This is a genomic window from Metallumcola ferriviriculae (genome assembly GCF_035573695.1).
In the GTDB taxonomy this organism is placed as follows: Bacteria; Bacillota; JADQBR01; order JADQBR01; family JADQBR01; genus Metallumcola; species Metallumcola ferriviriculae.
This window is the reverse complement of record NZ_CP121694.1, coordinates 1,071,358-1,088,959: the sequence shown is the minus strand read 5'-3', so window position 1 is coordinate 1,088,959 and position 17,602 is coordinate 1,071,358. Positions and strand designations below refer to the sequence as shown.

Annotated in this window: 18 protein-coding genes; all 18 read right to left on the bottom strand. The window is 46.6% G+C overall.

All coding sequences use genetic code 11. The features are described from left to right. Positions 1-17 precede the first annotated feature (17 nt). On the bottom strand, positions 18-485 hold the full coding sequence (ybeY, locus tag MFMK1_RS05480) for an rRNA maturation RNase YbeY (RefSeq protein ID WP_366924132.1): 468 nt from the start codon (positions 483-485) through the stop codon (positions 18-20). Next, on the bottom strand, positions 448-2,649 hold the full coding sequence (locus tag MFMK1_RS05475; protein WP_366924131.1) for an HD family phosphohydrolase: 2,202 nt from the start codon (positions 2,647-2,649) through the stop codon (positions 448-450). Before MFMK1_RS05475 ends, ybeY begins: the two co-directional genes overlap by 38 nt. A 13-nt stretch (positions 2,650-2,662) precedes the next feature. Continuing rightward, on the bottom strand, positions 2,663-3,619 hold the full coding sequence (locus MFMK1_RS05470) for a PhoH family protein (RefSeq protein WP_366924130.1): 957 nt from the start codon (positions 3,617-3,619) through the stop codon (positions 2,663-2,665). A gap of 92 nt (positions 3,620-3,711) precedes the next feature. Further along, on the bottom strand, positions 3,712-4,950 hold the full coding sequence (gene yqfD / locus MFMK1_RS05465; RefSeq protein WP_366924129.1) for a sporulation protein YqfD: 1,239 nt from the start codon (positions 4,948-4,950) through the stop codon (positions 3,712-3,714). 12 nt (positions 4,951-4,962) lie between these two features. Beyond that, on the bottom strand, positions 4,963-5,265 hold the full coding sequence (yqfC, locus tag MFMK1_RS05460) for a sporulation protein YqfC (protein ID WP_366924128.1): 303 nt from the start codon (positions 5,263-5,265) through the stop codon (positions 4,963-4,965). A gap of 192 nt (positions 5,266-5,457) precedes the next feature. Next, the gene (locus MFMK1_RS05455) at positions 5,458-5,931 is read right to left on the bottom strand and encodes a hypothetical protein (RefSeq protein ID WP_366924127.1); all 474 of its coding nucleotides are present in this window, start codon (positions 5,929-5,931) and stop codon (positions 5,458-5,460) included. A gap of 5 nt (positions 5,932-5,936) precedes the next feature. Continuing rightward, positions 5,937-6,959 carry a flotillin-like protein FloA gene (gene floA, locus MFMK1_RS05450; RefSeq protein ID WP_366924126.1) on the bottom strand — a complete coding sequence of 341 codons (1,023 nt, stop codon included), beginning with the start codon at positions 6,957-6,959 and terminating at the stop codon, positions 5,937-5,939. A gap of 99 nt (positions 6,960-7,058) precedes the next feature. Beyond that, complete coding sequence (locus tag MFMK1_RS05445; protein WP_366924125.1) at positions 7,059-8,381, bottom strand: NfeD family protein; 1,323 nt, start codon at positions 8,379-8,381, stop codon at positions 7,059-7,061. 166 nt (positions 8,382-8,547) lie between these two features. Further along, entirely contained in the window at positions 8,548-8,997 is a 450-nt protein-coding gene (locus MFMK1_RS05440; RefSeq protein WP_366924124.1) for a GatB/YqeY domain-containing protein, read from the bottom strand. Positions 8,998-9,009: 12 nt separating this feature from the next. Continuing rightward, positions 9,010-9,192: a 30S ribosomal protein S21 gene (rpsU, locus tag MFMK1_RS05435; RefSeq protein ID WP_366924123.1), complete on the bottom strand. Its 183-nt coding sequence runs from the start codon at positions 9,190-9,192 to the stop codon at positions 9,010-9,012. 97 nt (positions 9,193-9,289) lie between these two features. After that, complete coding sequence (locus MFMK1_RS05430) at positions 9,290-9,637, bottom strand: histidine triad nucleotide-binding protein (RefSeq protein ID WP_366924122.1); 348 nt, start codon at positions 9,635-9,637, stop codon at positions 9,290-9,292. After that, on the bottom strand, positions 9,638-10,933 hold the full coding sequence (gene mtaB, locus MFMK1_RS05425) for a tRNA (N(6)-L-threonylcarbamoyladenosine(37)-C(2))-methylthiotransferase MtaB (RefSeq protein ID WP_366924121.1): 1,296 nt from the start codon (positions 10,931-10,933) through the stop codon (positions 9,638-9,640). After that, positions 10,890-11,678, bottom strand: coding sequence for a 16S rRNA (uracil(1498)-N(3))-methyltransferase (locus MFMK1_RS05420; protein WP_366924120.1), 789 nt, complete (start codon positions 11,676-11,678; stop codon positions 10,890-10,892). The genes mtaB and MFMK1_RS05420 overlap by 44 nt, the downstream gene beginning before the upstream one ends. Position 11,679: 1 nt before the next feature. Then, a complete protein-coding gene (gene prmA, locus MFMK1_RS05415) occupies positions 11,680-12,615 on the bottom strand; it encodes a 50S ribosomal protein L11 methyltransferase (RefSeq protein ID WP_366924119.1) in 936 nt (311 codons plus the stop codon). A 20-nt stretch (positions 12,616-12,635) separates the two neighbouring features. Further along, a complete protein-coding gene (gene dnaJ, locus MFMK1_RS05410; RefSeq protein ID WP_366924118.1) occupies positions 12,636-13,769 on the bottom strand; it encodes a molecular chaperone DnaJ in 1,134 nt (377 codons plus the stop codon). A gap of 18 nt (positions 13,770-13,787) precedes the next feature. Then, positions 13,788-15,626, bottom strand: coding sequence for a molecular chaperone DnaK (gene dnaK, locus MFMK1_RS05405; protein WP_366924117.1), 1,839 nt, complete (start codon positions 15,624-15,626; stop codon positions 13,788-13,790). Between the two features lie 37 nt (positions 15,627-15,663). Continuing rightward, a complete protein-coding gene (gene grpE / locus MFMK1_RS05400) occupies positions 15,664-16,245 on the bottom strand; it encodes a nucleotide exchange factor GrpE (RefSeq protein WP_366924116.1) in 582 nt (193 codons plus the stop codon). Positions 16,246-16,514: 269 nt separating this feature from the next. Then, positions 16,515-17,525, bottom strand: a complete 1,011-nt coding sequence (hrcA, locus tag MFMK1_RS05395; protein WP_366924115.1) for a heat-inducible transcriptional repressor HrcA — start codon at positions 17,523-17,525, stop codon at positions 16,515-16,517. Positions 17,526-17,602 lie beyond the last annotated feature (77 nt).

The window sequence follows — 17,602 nt, the reverse complement described above, 5'->3', positions numbered from 1 at the left end:
AATATCCCTGCCTTAAGTTACCGCCTCGGTAAGTCCACAGCCGAAAGAACGTCTTCTTCTATTTGACGCATTTCGACTTTACTTTGTTCCGTGTCATGATCATATCCCAATAAATGCAGCAGACCGTGAATTGTTAAATATGCCAATTCCCTTCTAACGGAGTGACCGTAGTCCCGCGCCTGCTCTTCTGTTTTTTCAAGAGAAATATAAATATCTCCCAACAACCAATCAGCATTAGGATGTTTGGGGCCACTGTCATCTTCGTCATTAAGGGCAAAGGAAATCACATCAGTCTCGCTATCCTTATGCCGGTGCTCTTTATTGATTTGCTTTATTTGCGCATTATCTACCAATACTACGCCCACTTCAGCTTGGATAGGTAGGCTCATCGCCGCGGCTACACCCGCTGCCACACTGTTGATGACCTCTTCCAACTCTTCGTGCCAATCAATCTCTGTCTGCTGGTTTTGGATATGGATTTCCATTTTTATCCTTACCTTTCTCTATTTCTTTTAAAACACTGTCAGGATATTCTATTCTTGTATGAAAAATACCGCTTAATATTTTTACAAAAGCCTGAGCAATGATATCCAGTTCCTTAAAGGTTAAATCACACTCTTCTAATTGACCGTCATCAAATCTATCCTTAATTACCTGACGAACAAAACCTTCCATTTTGCCGGGGTTTAACTTTTGCTTAGAGCGCACTCCTGCCTCCACCCCATCTGCCAGCATAACAATGGCAGCTTCTTTGGTCTGAGGTTTAGGGGTTTCATAGCGAAAGTCCTCGGGACTGATGTTGGCCTGATCTTCTTCCTTTTCACAGCTCTCTATGGCCTTTCTATAAAAGAAACCAATCATGCTGGAGCCGTGATGTTGACGAACAATGTCCCTGATCACATCAGGCAGGGCATGTTGTTCTGCCATTTCTACCCCATCTTTAACGTGTGAATTAATAATTAACGTGCTTAAAGTAGGCGCCAACCGATCATGAGGGTTGTTCTGCGTCAGCTGGTTTTCTGTGAAAAAATAAGGTCGTTTAAGTTTGCCGATATCATGATAATATGCACCGACCCGCGCAAGTAGACTATCTACTCCTACCGCATCCGCTGCCGCCTCCGCCATGTTGCCTACCATAATAGAATGATGATACGTACCGGGCGCCTCCACCAACATACGCTTAAGCAGCGGTTGGTTAGGATTGGACAATTCCAATAATTTTATCGGTGTGGTAATATGAAATGCCGATTCCAAAAAAGGCAGCAACCCAATAGTCAGCACAGACGAAAGGACCCCATTACTAACCGCCAAACCGCTTCCTGTCAATAAACCAACCCAGGACATTTTACTAATAAGTCCTAAACTGATAATGGTCAGAATATTCGCCAGCATGATATAAATGCTGGCCTTAGCCAGGTCACTGCGCTGACTGAGCCGGGAAACACTGAATACCCCGACCACACCCCCGACCAACGCACCTACAGCAAACTGCAATTGGCCACCGTTAATCATACCTACAAAAATACTTAATATTACCGTAACAAAAATAGCCAGCTTATTATCCAATAAAATTGAAATTAGCATAGAACCGGCTGCCACAGGCACCAGATAGCCCACTAAAACGGCTATCTCCGCCTGACCACCGATAGATATTGCTGATACCGTCTTGGCAATTACCAGAGTAGTAACGATAATTAACCCCAATAAATTGAACTGCCTGTCTTTCTCATATACTTCCCGTCGGTAAAAATAAATATATAAGCCAATTAAAGCATACATAACCATCACAAATAATAATATTCCGGCAAAGCGGGCATAAGGCGATTTAACACGCAGCATCCCCAAGTGCTGCAATGTTTCAATATTTGCTGCAGTGACAATGTCACCCTTACCAACAATTTTTTGATTCTTGCGGATGGTAACAACTACAGGCGCTACTTGTCGACGTGCTTCTTCCTTTTTAGCTAAAGTTGCCTGGGCATCAAAAACCAGATTAGCCTGGAAATCAAGAGCGCTAACCACTACTTGGGCCAAAGGAATTAGATTGTCAGCAACGGGCAAAGCAGTTGTGGCCTGAATAATGTTTTCTTTCACTGCGGGGATGGCTTCCTTTTGAATACCATCTCGCATATAACGGCGTACATTATCCTTAATTTCCGCTGCTAAATTCACCAAACTGTCAGGGGATGCTTCATTAAGCGCAGCATAAGTGTCTTGTTGAAAATCAACTCCCAACACTGCCCGGTAACTTTCTCTGGATACCGCCTGGGGTTCGCCCGGTGCATCTGTTGCTGCACTGTTTTTAAGTGATATCAATTTATTAAAGACATCATTGATTTGTTTATCGACAGTTTCTAAAACAGACTTGTCCACTCGATACTCCGGCGGTACTGCCACCTCAGCTTCCGTTCGAGCCTGGTCAGTAAGTGCCTGACTTTCGTAAACAATACTCTGCTGAGCGAAAAAGTCCTTAGGACTAGGCTGGCCTTCCTTAAGGGCCACCCTCTCAGCATTAAAATTGACACCCAAAATCAAAGCGGTAATTATAAAAAATAGAGCCCCCAAAATTACCCGGCGGGCAGTAACATGACGGTACATTCTAATTATGGGGAACTGAATTTTCTTTTTCCAAAACTTATTCCGTACCATAATATTCGCGCTCCTAACTCTGTCTCTGGGTGTATGCCCGGATAATTTTCTGAACCAACGGATGGCGTACAACATCCACTTCAGTCAAATACTGAAAGGATATTCCCTTGATTCCGGACAAAACCTGCTGTGCCTCCACAAGTCCCGAATCCGCTCCTTTCGGCAGATCCACCTGGGTTATATCTCCTGTAATCACAGCTTTTGAACCAATACCGATCCGAGTTAAAAACATCATCATCTGCTCAGAAGTTGTATTCTGTGCTTCATCCAAAATAATGAAAGAATCATCCAGTGTTCTACCGCGCATATAAGCTAACGGAGCAATTTCAATAACCTTTTTTTCCATATATTTAGCAGCTACATCCACACCTAGTACATCGTATAGACCATCATACAGCGGGCGCAGATATGGGTTGACCTTCTCTTGCAGGTCACCGGGTAAAAAACCCAGCTTTTCTCCAGCCTCTACCGCCGGGCGGGCCAGTACAATGCGCTCTACAGCTTTATTACGGAGAGCTTTTACCGCCATCACCACAGCAAGATATGTCTTGCCTGTACCGGCTGGTCCGATACCAAAAACAATATCATGATCGTTAATAGCTGTGACATACTTCTGCTGTCCAGCGGTTTTTGGCTTGATTTGCTTCCCCTTTGGCGTAATGTGTACAACCTCCGAGAGAGTGCTTGCCAATTTACCCTGCTCCTTGTCCGGCATGGTTGCTGCATAATTGACGGTCCCTACATCGATGCTAGTCCCGGATTCTGCCACTTTAATCAGCTCCTCAAATAATGCATTGGCTCCTGACACTGCTTCCCGAGAGCCACTAATAAATATCTCATTACCCCGGGCGACAATTTTGGCATCACATTTTGCCTCAATCATTCGCAGGTTCTCATCATACTTACCGAAAAGCTTAGCAGCAATTCCATTGTCGCTGATGGTTATTCTAGTCTGGTATTTATCCGTCAATCCAGCGAGCCCTCCAGTCTATAACACGGTATATACAATCGTGTATATTATATCTCTTACAGTGAACATTCTCAATAGCAAACCCTTCCACACTAATGCAATAGTTTTGTCCTGCCGATATCCTCCACCACTTCCCATGTGGATGAAACAGTGGCCTTACCACCGGACAATACCGCGCTGCTTTTCTTATCTATTACTTTAGCACCAGCAGGTATTCTGTCGATAATATTCCCTGCAGCCTGTTCTGCCGCAATCGCAACCGCTTCTTCCCTGCTCCGGCTCATCTGATATCTTTCCACTTCATGGTAAGTCGTAGTACTAAGTTCGACAGAGGGGTTTAAATTCCTCCAGCGGGGAATTGTTTTAACATCCTCCTGAAGCTGAAAGTATTTAAAGGGAGTCTGACGCGGCCCTTTGATAATTATTTCCTTATCACCTAATTTGATACTGATACGAGTAGCCTTGCGCCCTGTTTTCTTTTCACCACGTTCTACCAGATCAGCCTCTCCCCGAGCACGATACCATACCCTGGCCTTGACAACACCCTGGGCATGTACGTACCTTGGCTTTATTAATTCCTCGTTTTCAATATCACCCTCTGCTGTGGTCTCTGCCGGCTGCTGGGGATAAATAACCCCCGAAATCAACACTTGTCCCCGGGTCACAGCATCCCCTGGCTGCACCCTAGCTTCACCGGCTATTACCAGCACATCTTCTATAAAACCATCTTTATTCGCTACTATGTTGGCAGGAGTACGTTGGTCAGCATCATCGGGTGGAAGTGTCTTTTCAACCACTTCCACATACACTTTGGTGCCTTGAAATGTAGCACCGGCCCAAGAAAGCTTGGGTAAACTGGCCTCTAGCTGCCGCTCCACTTCCCGTAAATCTACATTACGCTTCATCGCACCCGGACGTAATCCCAGCGTCGACAACTGTTCTTCTATTTCGGTTACTGTGAGATATTGAAGTTCTTCCTTACTAATAACCTCCACATTCCAAATAAAAGAAGAGAAAGATTGAATGCCTATTAAAAACACCAATAAACCCACAGCAAGCATCTTTCTTTTTTTGATTCGCATCCACAGAAAAGGCAGACCATGCTTGCTTTCTATCCGTATCCTACAACGAGTAGTTCTGCCAACATGTCTCAGAGACTTAAAACCGCTTACTTTTACCTTCATGGCTAGCCGGTTTTTCCCCAGGCGGTTAACATCCCAAAAGGATATATTTCTAGCCACAGCGAGGTTCAAAAAACGCTCAAGCATTACCCCTTCTACCCCAATGGTAACATAACCCCAAAATAAAGCCCAAAGTTTTCTTACCAGCACAGCAGCAACCTCCTATTTATGGTACGAAAGAGCAGAAATTTCTCCGTCTATGACAATTTCCTGATGAGTGATAATGCGCAAAAACAATCCCTTGCCATTTATCTCTAAGATACCTTCCTGGGTATTGATACGCACCCGTTCAGCGGTAAATTCCACAATACCCTTATGAGTTTCCAAATGAACTTGCATTGTCCCTATCAGGGTCAGTGAAGGCAGATCTAGCAGCACTTCTTTAGGTAATTCCAATATATGAGCAAAACTGTATTTGAAATGGTCTTTTTTTTCCGTTAACCGCCTGATAATCTTATTGGCCATCCTGCTGCCTCCTTTTTAGTCCACGCTGTTTTGAAATATATAAAAAATTTATGCATTGCTAAAGACATTCATGACAAGCAGAAAGAAATGAAAGCTGTTTCAAAGCAGGGTAATTCAAATTTTCGCTATAATTGGGCAAAGAAAAAGCCCCTCAGTCAGTTAGAAGGGGCTTTTCTTTGCCATTATTTAATATTAACGCCTATATGCCCGCGGACGCTGCAGTACCTCGGACAGGATCACACCCATGACAATGTTATCCTCATTCAGTATTTCCTCAAACATGCCTAACTGCCCGTCTCCACCATTAGCTTCAATCCCCAAACCGGAGCTCTCCACCCTATCGATACGGTTATTTCGGGGTGTTTGAGATTCCGGCGGTCTTTCCGAAGCCGCTTTCATATGCCTCTCCTGCTTTACTGCTTCGCTGGGGAGCATCATTTCCGGCGCTGGGTATGTTTCCCCCGGCGGCACAGCATTCCGCCCAGCACTTGGAGCAGCAGCCTCCGGATAATCTATACTGACGTCCCAAGGTCGCTCCGCATCGGACTGGTCCAAAGGATGAGGCCTGTCAACGCGAGCCTGCCGCTGCTGCTGTTGTTTGTTTCTATCACCCAATGATTTTATGACAATATAGACCACAAAGGCCAATATAGCTAAGGCATCCAATCATATCACCTATTTCTTCCTTTGCCTTTGCCGCTACCGCTGCCGTTGCCGCCGCCATCTTCTTTAGAGCCTAATCCAGCAAAATTTTCACGCATGCCTGTATCAGCCTGAACATTTTTCATGTTGAAGTAATCCATGACACCCATGTTACCGCTGCGCATTGCATCCGCCATGGCTCGGGGTACATCCGCCTCCGCTTCTACGACCTTGGCACGCATTTCCTGAACCTGGGCCTTCATTTCCTGTTCGCGAGCAACAGCCATAGCACGGCGTTCTTCTGCCTTGGCCTGAGCAATGTTCTTATCTGCGTTAGCCTGGTCTATCTGCAGCTCGGCACCAATATTTTTACCTACATCTACATCAGCGATGTCTATTGACAATATTTCAAAAGCAGTACCTGCGTCCAACCCTTTGGCCAAAACATTTTGTGAGATACTATCAGGGTTTTCCAACACTGCCTTATGACTATCAGCGCTGCCGATAGTAGTAACAATACCTTCACCAACCCGGGCAATAATGGTCTCTTCCCCGGCGCCGCCCACTAGGCGTTCAATATTGGCCCGTACGGTAACACGTGCCGTAGCTTTCACCTGGATCCCATCCTTGGCCATAGCCGCTACCACCGGCGTTTCAATCACCTTCGGGGTAACGGAAACCATCACCGCTTCCTTAACATCTCTCCCTGCCAAGTCGATGGCTGCGGCCCGGGCAAAGGTAATATCAATACCTGCCCGCGCAGCTGCGATAAGTGCATCTACCACCCTGTCCACATTACCACCGGCTAAATAATGTGCTTCAAGCTTGGCAGTATCCAAATCCAAGCCCGCCTTCACTGCTTTAATTAAGGGTAAAACAATCTTTACGGGCGGTACCCGACGCAAACGCATACCCACCAGCGTGATTAGACTAACCTGCACCCCAGCCGCCAGAGCGGAAACCCATAATCCCACCGGAATAAAAGCGAGCAGCAGAAGCACTGCCACTACTAATACGGCAAAAATTATCAAACCACTTGCTTGCACTAACATTTGACCAACTCCCTCTTAATTTTTATTTCTGCAGTAACAGCACCAACAGCACGGCCGCAATTACGACAAACAGCACCAGGCCCAACATCATTATCCCCATTATTCTTTTTCCCCCTCGGTACTTTTACGCACCACAATGCGTCGTCCTTCCACCCTGACAACCTTTACCATCGTATCCCGGGGAATAAATCCCTGATCAGTGACCACATCTATTGGTTCTCCCTCAAGATCCACGGTGCCCGCTGGCCTTAGGGGTGTCCGTGCCCTTCCTTCCTTTCCAAGATAAGTCTCCCCTTTTTCATCTGATGAAAGGTAGCCGCTACTGCGTTCCTGCTTATCACTTAGAATAAACCTCTGCCACCACCTGCGCGTTGGTAAAAACCGAATACTAACGAGGAGCAAAGCAATACTGCCCACCACAGCCACCAGCAAGGAAGTGATGGCCTGACTGACACTAACTGAAGCTAAGAATATGCTCACTATCAGCATCAGGATGCCGCCAATCCCGGCAATGCCAAAACCTGGAATAACCAGGATTTCCATAGCCAACAGGATCAAACCGACCAAAAACATTAAAACCGCTTCAGCGCCTGACGCACCAGCCAAGTAATGCCCCCCAAAAAACAGAGCCATAGCTAGCATCCCGATAGTACCTGCCACCCCAAAACCTACGGTTAAGACCTCCAGCAACAGCCCAGCCATACCCACCATCAGCAGTATCGGGCTGATATAAGGGTGAGTCGTCCAACGGGCTAAGCGTTCGGCAATCGTTCCCTGACGCACCGTTATTTGTGCGTCGCCATAGTTGAATTCTTCTAAAGCCTCCTGGCGGCTTGCCACCACCGCATCCACCATGCCGGTTTCCCTTGCTTGGCTGTGGGTCAAAGTAAGTAGTTTCCCCTTTGCCACCAAACCAGGAATTTCAATATCGGCATCACTCATAGCCCCAGCGATTTTGGGGTCACGACCGTTAGCCTGAGCCGCGGCAGCCAGCTTCTTCGTCCAGGCAGAGACAATTTTTTCATCCGCCTTTTCGGAACCCTGGCGTGGTTCCGCAGCGCCGATTGTCCCCCCGGGTACTATCGCAATCTGCTTTGTTGAAAATGCAATCAACGCACCCGCAGACAGGGCATCTCCGGAAATAAAGCTAATAGTGGGTATCCGTGTCGCAGTTAGTTTTTTGCTAATATTCATAGCAGCATCAATTGCACCACCGGGGGTATCTATCTCCAGCATAATAGCTCTGGCGTCAAGCTTCTCCGCTTCGGCAATGCCGGCACCAATCTGCTGAGACAGACCTTTACTGATGACACCATTTACCGGTATCACATAAACCAGGTTACTTGCCGCATAAACTGGAATTATCGTTAAGATAAAAATGAGAACAGCAGTTAAAGCAGTCACTATTTTTTTAACCCGCATAGCTCGATCCCCCTCATTTTAATGTACCCATTCTTCATCCTTTAATTTCAGAGCCCTGCTGACAAACTTAACTTTTTCTTTCCCAGCGCCAACGCCGGGTTTCTTCCGCAGTAAATATGGATATTAGAAAAAGCCTGGCATAGATTATTATGCCAGGCCTCTGGTATCATGATAGCAACTCCTGCACTATTTTGTTAACTAATTTGCCATCCGCTTTTCCCTTAACTTTCGGCATCATCGCACCCATTACCTTGCCCATATCTTTGGGTCCTTGGGCACCGACAGCTTCAATAGTTTCTTCAGCCAGACGGCGCACTTCTCCCTCGCCCAACTGTTCCGGCAAATACCGCTTAAGTATGGCAATCTCTTGGTGCAGCTGCTCTACCTGGTCCTCGCGGTCCGCTTTCTCGTATTCGACGAGCGACTCCTGCCGCATTTTAATTCCCTTGACAATTATCTCAATGATGTCATCGTCGGATATTTCGACTTTTGCATCGATTTCCTTGTTCTTAATTGCCGCCATGACCATGCGCAGGGTTGTCAGTTCCAACTTCCCCGCTTGTCGAGCCTTCATTGCAATTTTTACATCTGCAACTAATTTTTCACGTAGGGACATTCCCGTCCCTCCTTATTTGACGCGGCGTTTCTTTTTTCTTGCCGCCTCTGCTTTTTTCTTACGCTTTACACTAGGTTTGTCATAATGCTCGTGTTTACGTGCTTCTGAAAGCACGCCAGATTTAGCGCAAGAACGCTTAAAGCGTCTTAACGCACTGTCCAGGGATTCGTTTTTCTTCACCCGTACTTCTGCCAACGTTATCCCTCCCCTCCGCAACCATGGGAGGCACAAAGAGAATTACACTTTGTACCTAGTTTAAAATTATACTACAGCTACCCTTTTACCGTCAAGACTATGCTGAAGGACGGGTGCCAAGTTGTTTGCCTCCAAGCAAATGAAAGTGCAGATGGTAAACCACCTGTCCTCCGTATTCCTTGCAATTGTTTACCAACCTAAAACCATCCTTGGCAATACCAATTTTTTCTGCTACTTTCACTGCGGTTAAATGCAAATGCCCGATAAGTTCTTTATCTTCGGACTCTATTGCAGTAAGGTCACTGATATGTTTTTTAGGAATGAGTAAAATATGCACAGGGGTAACTGGATTAATATCTTTGAATGCTATAACTTGGTCATCTTCATAAACAATTTCCGCCGGAATTTCTTTCGCCACAATCTTACAAAACAAACAATCACTCATTTAGGCACCTCCTTTCGGGTCTCCGAAGAGATATCCGTCTAATGTCTCAGTTGGTACTACGGTAACAAATGAGCCGCGCATCTTCTCCCCACCCGGGAAACGAACTTTTAAGTAGTTTGGCGTATGCCCTTCACCATAATCTCCCTGCTGCTCCACCAGTACCGCCAAAGGGGCCCCTAGAAAATTCCCGGCATAGTCCGCCCATAGTTCTTTCCCCAAAGCAATCATCTGCCTGCTGCGCGCTTCCTTAACGTCAGGAGGTATCTGATTGTTATAGCGAGCGGCAGGGGTCCCCTGTCGTGGTGAATACTTAAATACGTGCAGTTCACTAAAGCGAAGCTTTCTGATAAATTCCAGCGATTGCCTAAATAGCGAATCAGTCTCGCCGGGGAAACCCACCATAATATCCGTTGTAATTGCTGCGTCAGGCCGATGCCGGCGAATTTCGGTTACCAAGCGCTGATAATAAGCGGTATTATAGGGACGACGCATAGCCTCAAGGATTGTATCGGAACCGCTCTGCAAAGGAATATGATAATGCGGGCAGATGATATCCTCCCGTGTAAGCGTAGCCAATAATTCGGGGGTGACTTCGTTGGGATCTACCGAACTAACCCTTAAACGCTTAAGCCCCGAAACCTTTATTAACTGCTTTAAAAGAGCGTTAAGGTCGGTTCCTGTTAAATCTTGACCATAGGCACCGATATGAATACCGGTCAGCACCACTTCTTTAAATCCTTTTTGAACCAAAGTTTTTACCGCATCGACACTTTCTGCTATGGGTCTACTGCGCACTGGTCCCCTGGCATGGGGAACAATGCAATATGTACAAAACTGCTGACACCCCTCTTGAATTTTTAAAAAAGCCCTTACCGTAGAAGCCCTGGCAAACGGCAAATCTTCAAACTCTGTAAGCTCCTTACGGGGACCTACTAAGCTTATGGGCGACCCTTTTTGTGCTTCCTCCACCAACTCAACTATCCGCGACCGTTCTTTGGTGCCTATAACCAAATCAACCCCGGCTATATCTAATATATCACCGGGTGATGTCTGGGCGTAACACCCTGTGACCGCCACCACTGCATCCGGGTTTTGCCGCACGGCCCGGCGAATCATCTGCCGGGATTTCCGATCCCCCAGATGAGTAACTGTACAAGTATGTATTACATAAACATCCGCTTGATCATGAAAGGATACTATCTTATAGCCCGCATTATTAAAAAGATCCTTTATTGCTTCCCCTTCATGCTGGTTAACTTTGCACCCTAACACATAAACTGCTGCCTTCTTTACCACCTGCTTGTCCTCCTAAATCACCCAGCCGATGCATTATCACAGCTAATACTGCCATGGCGGCAGTCTCAGTACGCAAAATGCGCTGGCCTAAGGTTACCGGAACAGCACCGTGGCGCCGGGCCAGGTCTACTTCTCCCGTCGTCAACCCGCCTTCAGGGCCGATAATGTAGGCAACACGCGCAGTACTTTTAAGCTCTGCTAACCAATGACCTAAAGAATGCCCGGTTTCCTCTTCCCATGGTACTGTCAACGAACAACCGTGAGGCAGCTGCATCAGGGCTTCTGTCAACGTACACGGTGCAGCAATTTGCGGCACTCTAGACCTGCCGCATTGTTTCGCTGCCTCAAGCGCTATTCTCTGCCAGCGTTGTGCCCGTTTTGCTGCTTTATTCTCTTTCAGCCGTACCACGGAGCGTTCCATCTCCACCGGTATAATTTTTCCAATACCCAGCTCAGTATTCTTTTGAATGATTAATTCCATTTTATCACTTTTGGGGATTCCTTGAAGCAATATTATTTCCACCGGCGGTTCTCCGGTGGGCAGGGTTGTTTCAATCCGGGCGTAAGCATCATCCGGGGCTATGGTTTCCAGTACAGCTGCAAAACGCTGACCCTCACCATCAGCCACAGTCACCCTATCACCAATACCTAGGCGTAGTACTTTTAACAGGTGATGGGCTTCGGCACCGGTAATGGCAATCATATCACCATTAATTGCTTCAGGTGTAACAAAAAATTGGTGCATATTAGTCCGCCTTTCTGACTACCAATGCCACCCAGCCCTCCTGATGGAGCACTGTCTCGATAATAAAACCCTTGGCTTGCAGATATTCAACCACTTCATCGCCTCTATCATCAATTATACCCGAAGCAATAAAGAGGCCCTCGCTTTCAAGTCTCTGCCATACCTGCCCGGCTAAATCCATAATGACATCAGCAATAATATTAGCCACCACTAAATCAGCCTGGCTTTCCACATCTACCAATAAGTTGCCCGGTCGAACCTGCACCCTAGAAGATACTGCGTTTATTTCCACATTCGCTGCAGCTACTTTTAACGCCAATGGATCAATATCAATGGCCAGCACCTGTTCCGCACCCAGTTTGGCCGCGGCAATTGCCAGTACACCTGACCCCGCTCCCACATCTATCACCCGGGCACCCGTGGGTAAATATTGCTCTAAAGCCCGAATACTCATGACAGTGGTAGGGTGGGTGCCGGTGCCAAAAGCCATCCCCGGATCTAATTCAATAACCTTTTCATTGCCCTCAAGCTGATATTGTTCCCAAGTTGGTTTAATCACTATTCTTTCTGAAACCTTAACCGGTTTATAAAACCTCTTCCAAGCATTGGCCCAGTCTGACTCTTTTACCTCGGTTAAAGCGATTTCGGCGCGGTAATCATCAAAATATTCCGCCAAGTTATCCAGACCCTGGCGAATGCGCAGAAGGGATTGAGGCAGACGGTCATCCTTCAGCAGGTAGCCCTTTACCACTACTGATTCTGCTTCCACCATCGCCAACGGCAGCTCATAGTAGTCCCACTTTTTCTCCTTCAAGTAGGAGTTAACCACGCGCGGGTCCTCTATTACCACTCCCGCCGCTCCGGCCTGATAAAAAAGATCAGTTACGGATTCCATGGCATCTTCTGTAGTGGTAATGGATATTTCCTGCCATTCCATAAAATTTACACCTGCCCCTTCTAGCCCATAAACGCATCTTTTACCTTACCAAAAAAACCTTTTTCCCTGGCTCGGTGATTTTTCTTGGTACAAGTGCGGTCAAACTGCTGCAGTAGTTCCTTTTGACTGTCTGATAAGTGGTTAGGGGTAATCAGACGTACTTTTACATGCTGGTCCCCCCGGCCATATCCCTGCAGCCGAGGAATACCTTTTCCTTTAAGTCGAAAGCTAGTCCCCGTCTGGGTACCTTCAGGTATCTTAAGGTTAACCTTTCCATCCAGTGTCGGTACTTCAATGTCACAGCCCAAAGTTGCCTGAGCAAAGGTAATGGGCTGTTCATAAATGACATCATTACCCTCCCGGCTAAAGTCTTTGTGCGGCTTTACCTTCAAAAAGACATATAAGTCCCCGGGAGGACCACCGTTAAGACCGCTTTCACCGGCAGCAGATACCCTCATCCGTGAGCCGTTATCCACTCCAGCAGGAACCCCGACCTTTACCTTACGCTCTTGGCGAACCCGTCCCTGGCCGCGACACTGCTGACATGGGTTTTTATTAATCTTTCCTTCGCCACTACAGTTATGGCAAGTCTTGACTGTCTGAAAGACACCGAAAGGAGTCTTTTGGCCAACCCGAATCTGACCGCTGCCTTTACACATACTGCACGTTTCCGGCTTAGTGCCGGGTTCTGCACCACTGCCGCCGCATTCCTGACAGGTTTCTAACCTGGGTACTACTATTTCTCTTTCCACTCCGAATGCAGCCTCTTCAAAGGTAATTTCCATTTGCGTCTTTAAATCAGCCCCTTGGCGGGGACTATTGCGGCGAGAGCGGCCATCTCCGGAACCGCCGCCGAAAAATATGTCAAAGATATCGCCAAAACCGGAGAAATCCCCGGCATCGCCGCCGAACCCGCCATAACCATTGTTATCAGTTCCGGCATGACCAAATTGGTCATACCGGGCCCGCTTATCGGCATCACTCAGCACCTCATACGCTTCTTTGGCTTCCTTGAACCTCTGCTCCGCTTCCTTATCTCCAGGATTAACATCAGGATGGTACTGGCGAGCAAGTCCCCTGTATGCTTTTTTTACTTCAGATGGGTCGGCGTCTTGGGAGACGCCGAGCACCTCATAATAATCTCGCTTGGACATGGAAAACCCCCACTGGTCTTATTCTTTTTTGTCGTCTTCATCCACTTCCTGATATTCGGCATCAACTACATTATCTTCTTCCTTTTGTTGTGCGGCATCGGATTCATCAGCTTGCTGAGCCTGTTGTGCCTGCTCATATACTCTGGAAGAAAGCGTGAATAGCACCTCGTTCAATGCCTCTGTTTTCGCCTTAATTTCTTCAATATCATCTTGCTCCAAAGCTGCCTTCAAATCTGCCTGGGCTTTCTCTATACTCTCCTTTTCCCCTGCTTCAACCTTGTCGCCTAACTCTTTCAACGTTTGTTCGGATTGATATAGCAAAGAATCTCCTTGGTTCTTGGCGTCCACCTTTTCCTTGCGTTTGGCATCCTCTTCCGCGAATTTTTCAGCGTTCTTTACCATTTCTTCTACTTCGGCATCATCAAGACCGCTGGATGATTTAATGGTAATATCCTGTGCTTTACCGGTACCTAGGTCCTTAGCGGTAACATGAACAATCCCGTTGGCATCGATATCAAATTTCACTTCAATTTGGGGCACGCCCCGGGGTGCCGGCGGAATACCGGTTAACTGGAAGCGGCCTAATGTTTTGTTATCAGCAGCAAATTTCCTCTCACCCTGCAGTACGTGAATATCTACCGCGGTCTGGCTGTCTGCCGCTGTAGAGAATATCTGGCTCTTAGATGTAGGAATAGTAGTGTTGCGTTCTATCAAGATCGTAAAGACGCCTCCTAATGTTTCAATCCCCAATGTGAGCGGTGTCACGTCAAGCAGCAGCACATCTTTTACCTCACCAGCCAAAACACCGGCCTGAATAGCAGCACCTAAAGCGACACATTCGTCAGGGTTAACACCCTTATGGGGGTCTTGACCCAGAACTTTCTTAATCGCTTCCTGAACCGCAGGGATACGAGTGGAACCACCTACTAAAATCACCCGGTCAATAGCATCCGCTTTTAAACCGGCATCACTTAATGCCTGACGGGTGGGTCCCATGGTTTTTTCCACTAAATCAGCGGTAATTTCGTCAAACTTTGCCCGTGTCAATGTTATATCCAAGTGCTGCGGGCCCTCCTGAGTTGCAGTAATAAAGGGCAAGTTAATATTAGTAGAGGTAACGCTTGACAGTTCATGCTTGGCCTTCTCTGCAGCTTCTTTCAAACGCTGGATGGCCATCTTATCTTTAGACAAATCTATCCCGTGAGATTTCTTAAACTCCTGCACCAACTGATCCATAACGCGCTGGTCGAAATCGTCTCCGCCCAGACGGTTATTACCGCTGGTGGCTTTCACTTCGAATACTCCTTCGCCCAGTTCCAAAATGGAAACATCAAAGGTACCGCCACCTAGGTCATAGACCAGAATAGTCTGGTCTTCGCCCTTCTCAAGGCCGTAGGCCAGAGAAGCGGCAGTTGGCTCGTTGATGATACGCAGCACTTCCAAGCCGGTAATCTTACCCGCATCTTTAGTCGCTTGCCGCTGGCTATCAGTAAAATACGCCGGCACCGTAATTACTGCCTGGGTGACCTTCTCACCCAAATAACTTTCTGCGTCAGTTTTTAATTTTTGTAGAACCATCGCAGAAATTTCCTGGGGTGTATAATCCTTATCGCCGATTTTCACCTTATAGTCAGTACCCATATGCCGCTTAATTGAAGTAACAGTGCGGTCAGGATTGGTAATGGACTGACGTTTGGCCACCTGTCCGACCAGCCGCTCTTCATCCTTTGAAAACGCCACCACTGACGGCGTGGTACGGTTGCCCTCCGCGTTAGGGATTACTACCGCCTCACCGCCCTCCATTACAGCCATACATGAGTTAGTTGTGCCCAAATCAATGCCTATTACTTTACCCATTTGATATCTACCTCCTTAGTGTCATATATAATTTAGATTAATTATTGGCCACTTTTACCATGGCCGGGCGAACTACTTTATCCTTTAATTTATAACCTTTTTGCATCACTTCTATAACCATATTGTCAGGACATTCATCATTTTTCACCTGCATGACTGCTTCGTGAAAATTTGGGTCAAAGTCCTGCCCTTCTGTTTCAATTTCCACCAAACCCTCCTGTTCCAAAATACCCACAAGTTGTTTATAAATCATCTCTATGCCGGCTTTAAAACTTTGGCTTTGCGAATCGTCGCTGGAAAGCGCCCGCTCAAAATTATCAATTACCGGCAGTAATTTTTCTATTAAACTTTGAGATGCATACCGCATAAATTCCTGCTGTTCTTTGCGGCTGCGTTTACGAAAGTTGTCAAAGTCTGCCTGTAACCTGAGAAAGTTACGGTTAAGTTCTTCCTTTTCCGCAATCACTTGCTCTAACTGCTGATGTGCATCAAAAGAATCGTCGTCAATGTCTGATTGTCCCTGCTGTAGCTCCTCTTCCACCCCAACCCCAGCGTCTTCATTTAAACTATGTAGATCATCCTCCTTTTGTTTAGTGCTATTCGTATCCTCTTTCAGCATAGTCATCACCTCACCTTAATATCATACCTATTTCTTTGCCTGCAAAAATAAGGGACTAGAATAACGGCCACAATAAAAATCGATAACCGCCGCCCGCCCAATTTAATAACCAATAATGTTTACTGTCGCACATTAATTAAAAAGATTGTGGTATGCGTCTATCCTGATATTTCCTTTACCAGATACCATGTCAAAACTAAACGGCACTTCATTACCATAGCATATGTAGAGCAGCGAAAGACTGCTCAGTCACATAGTTAATCGACGGATTAGTAATAATCCTTAAGGACCAAAGATAATTTACCCGTGACCAACTGCACTAATGCTATCGCTTTAGAATAAGTCATGCGGGTAGGCCCCAGCAGCCCGATGGTCCCCGCCGCTTCGCCGTCGATATGGTATGTGGCAGTAATAATACTGCACTGGTCAATACCCTGTTGTTTATTTTCCCCACCTATCTTTATTGCTAACCCCGTTCCCGAATGTCCGGTTAGGAGCTGCTTGACCATGGATTTTTCCTCCAAACTGGTCAACAATAATCTCAGCTTATCCACATCGTGAAATTCTGGTTGATTCAATATATTTACAGTTCCATCCAGGTGAATTTGCTCCCGAGAATAGTTGAGCAGCACACCCATAATTCGCTGCAGCACCATCTTTTCCCGTACCATGTCGCCGTATATCTCCTGAAACATTTCTGTTTTAAGCTGTTGGATAGCATGCCCCTCCAGCTTGCTATTTAAAATATTGGTGATTCTCTCTAAGTCGGACAATTTAATGTCTTCAGGTATCTTAATGGTCCGATGCTGCACCATCCCCCCCTGAAACACAACCACCATTAAAGCCCGGCCCGGCGAGAGCCACATTAGCCTAACATCCTTGATATAATTCTTCTTTAGCTGCGGGCCCATGACTAGAGCCACATAATTGGTTACCTGCGATAAGAGCTGCCCAGTGCGTTCCACTATTTCTTCAATTTGTTCAACCTTCTCCGCATAACGCTTCCCGACATATTCAATTTCACCCTGGCTCATCTGGTACGAATCCATCAACCAATCGACATAGTAACGATAACCCTTATCTGAAGGAATCCTACCGGAGGAAGTATGGGGCTGCTCAATAAAACCCAGCTCCTCCAAATCAGACATTTCATTACGGATAGTTGCGGGGCTCACACCCAACTCGTATTTTCGCGCTATAGTCCTGGAACCAACAGGTTCGGCCGTTTCAATGTAATTTTTGATAATGGCCTCTAATATCTCCTTTTTACGTTGCTCCATGCGCTGCTCCCACCTTCTTGTTAGCACTCATGCTTGTTGAGTGCTAAGTTTTTACACCTAAAAAGTATCATTAACCC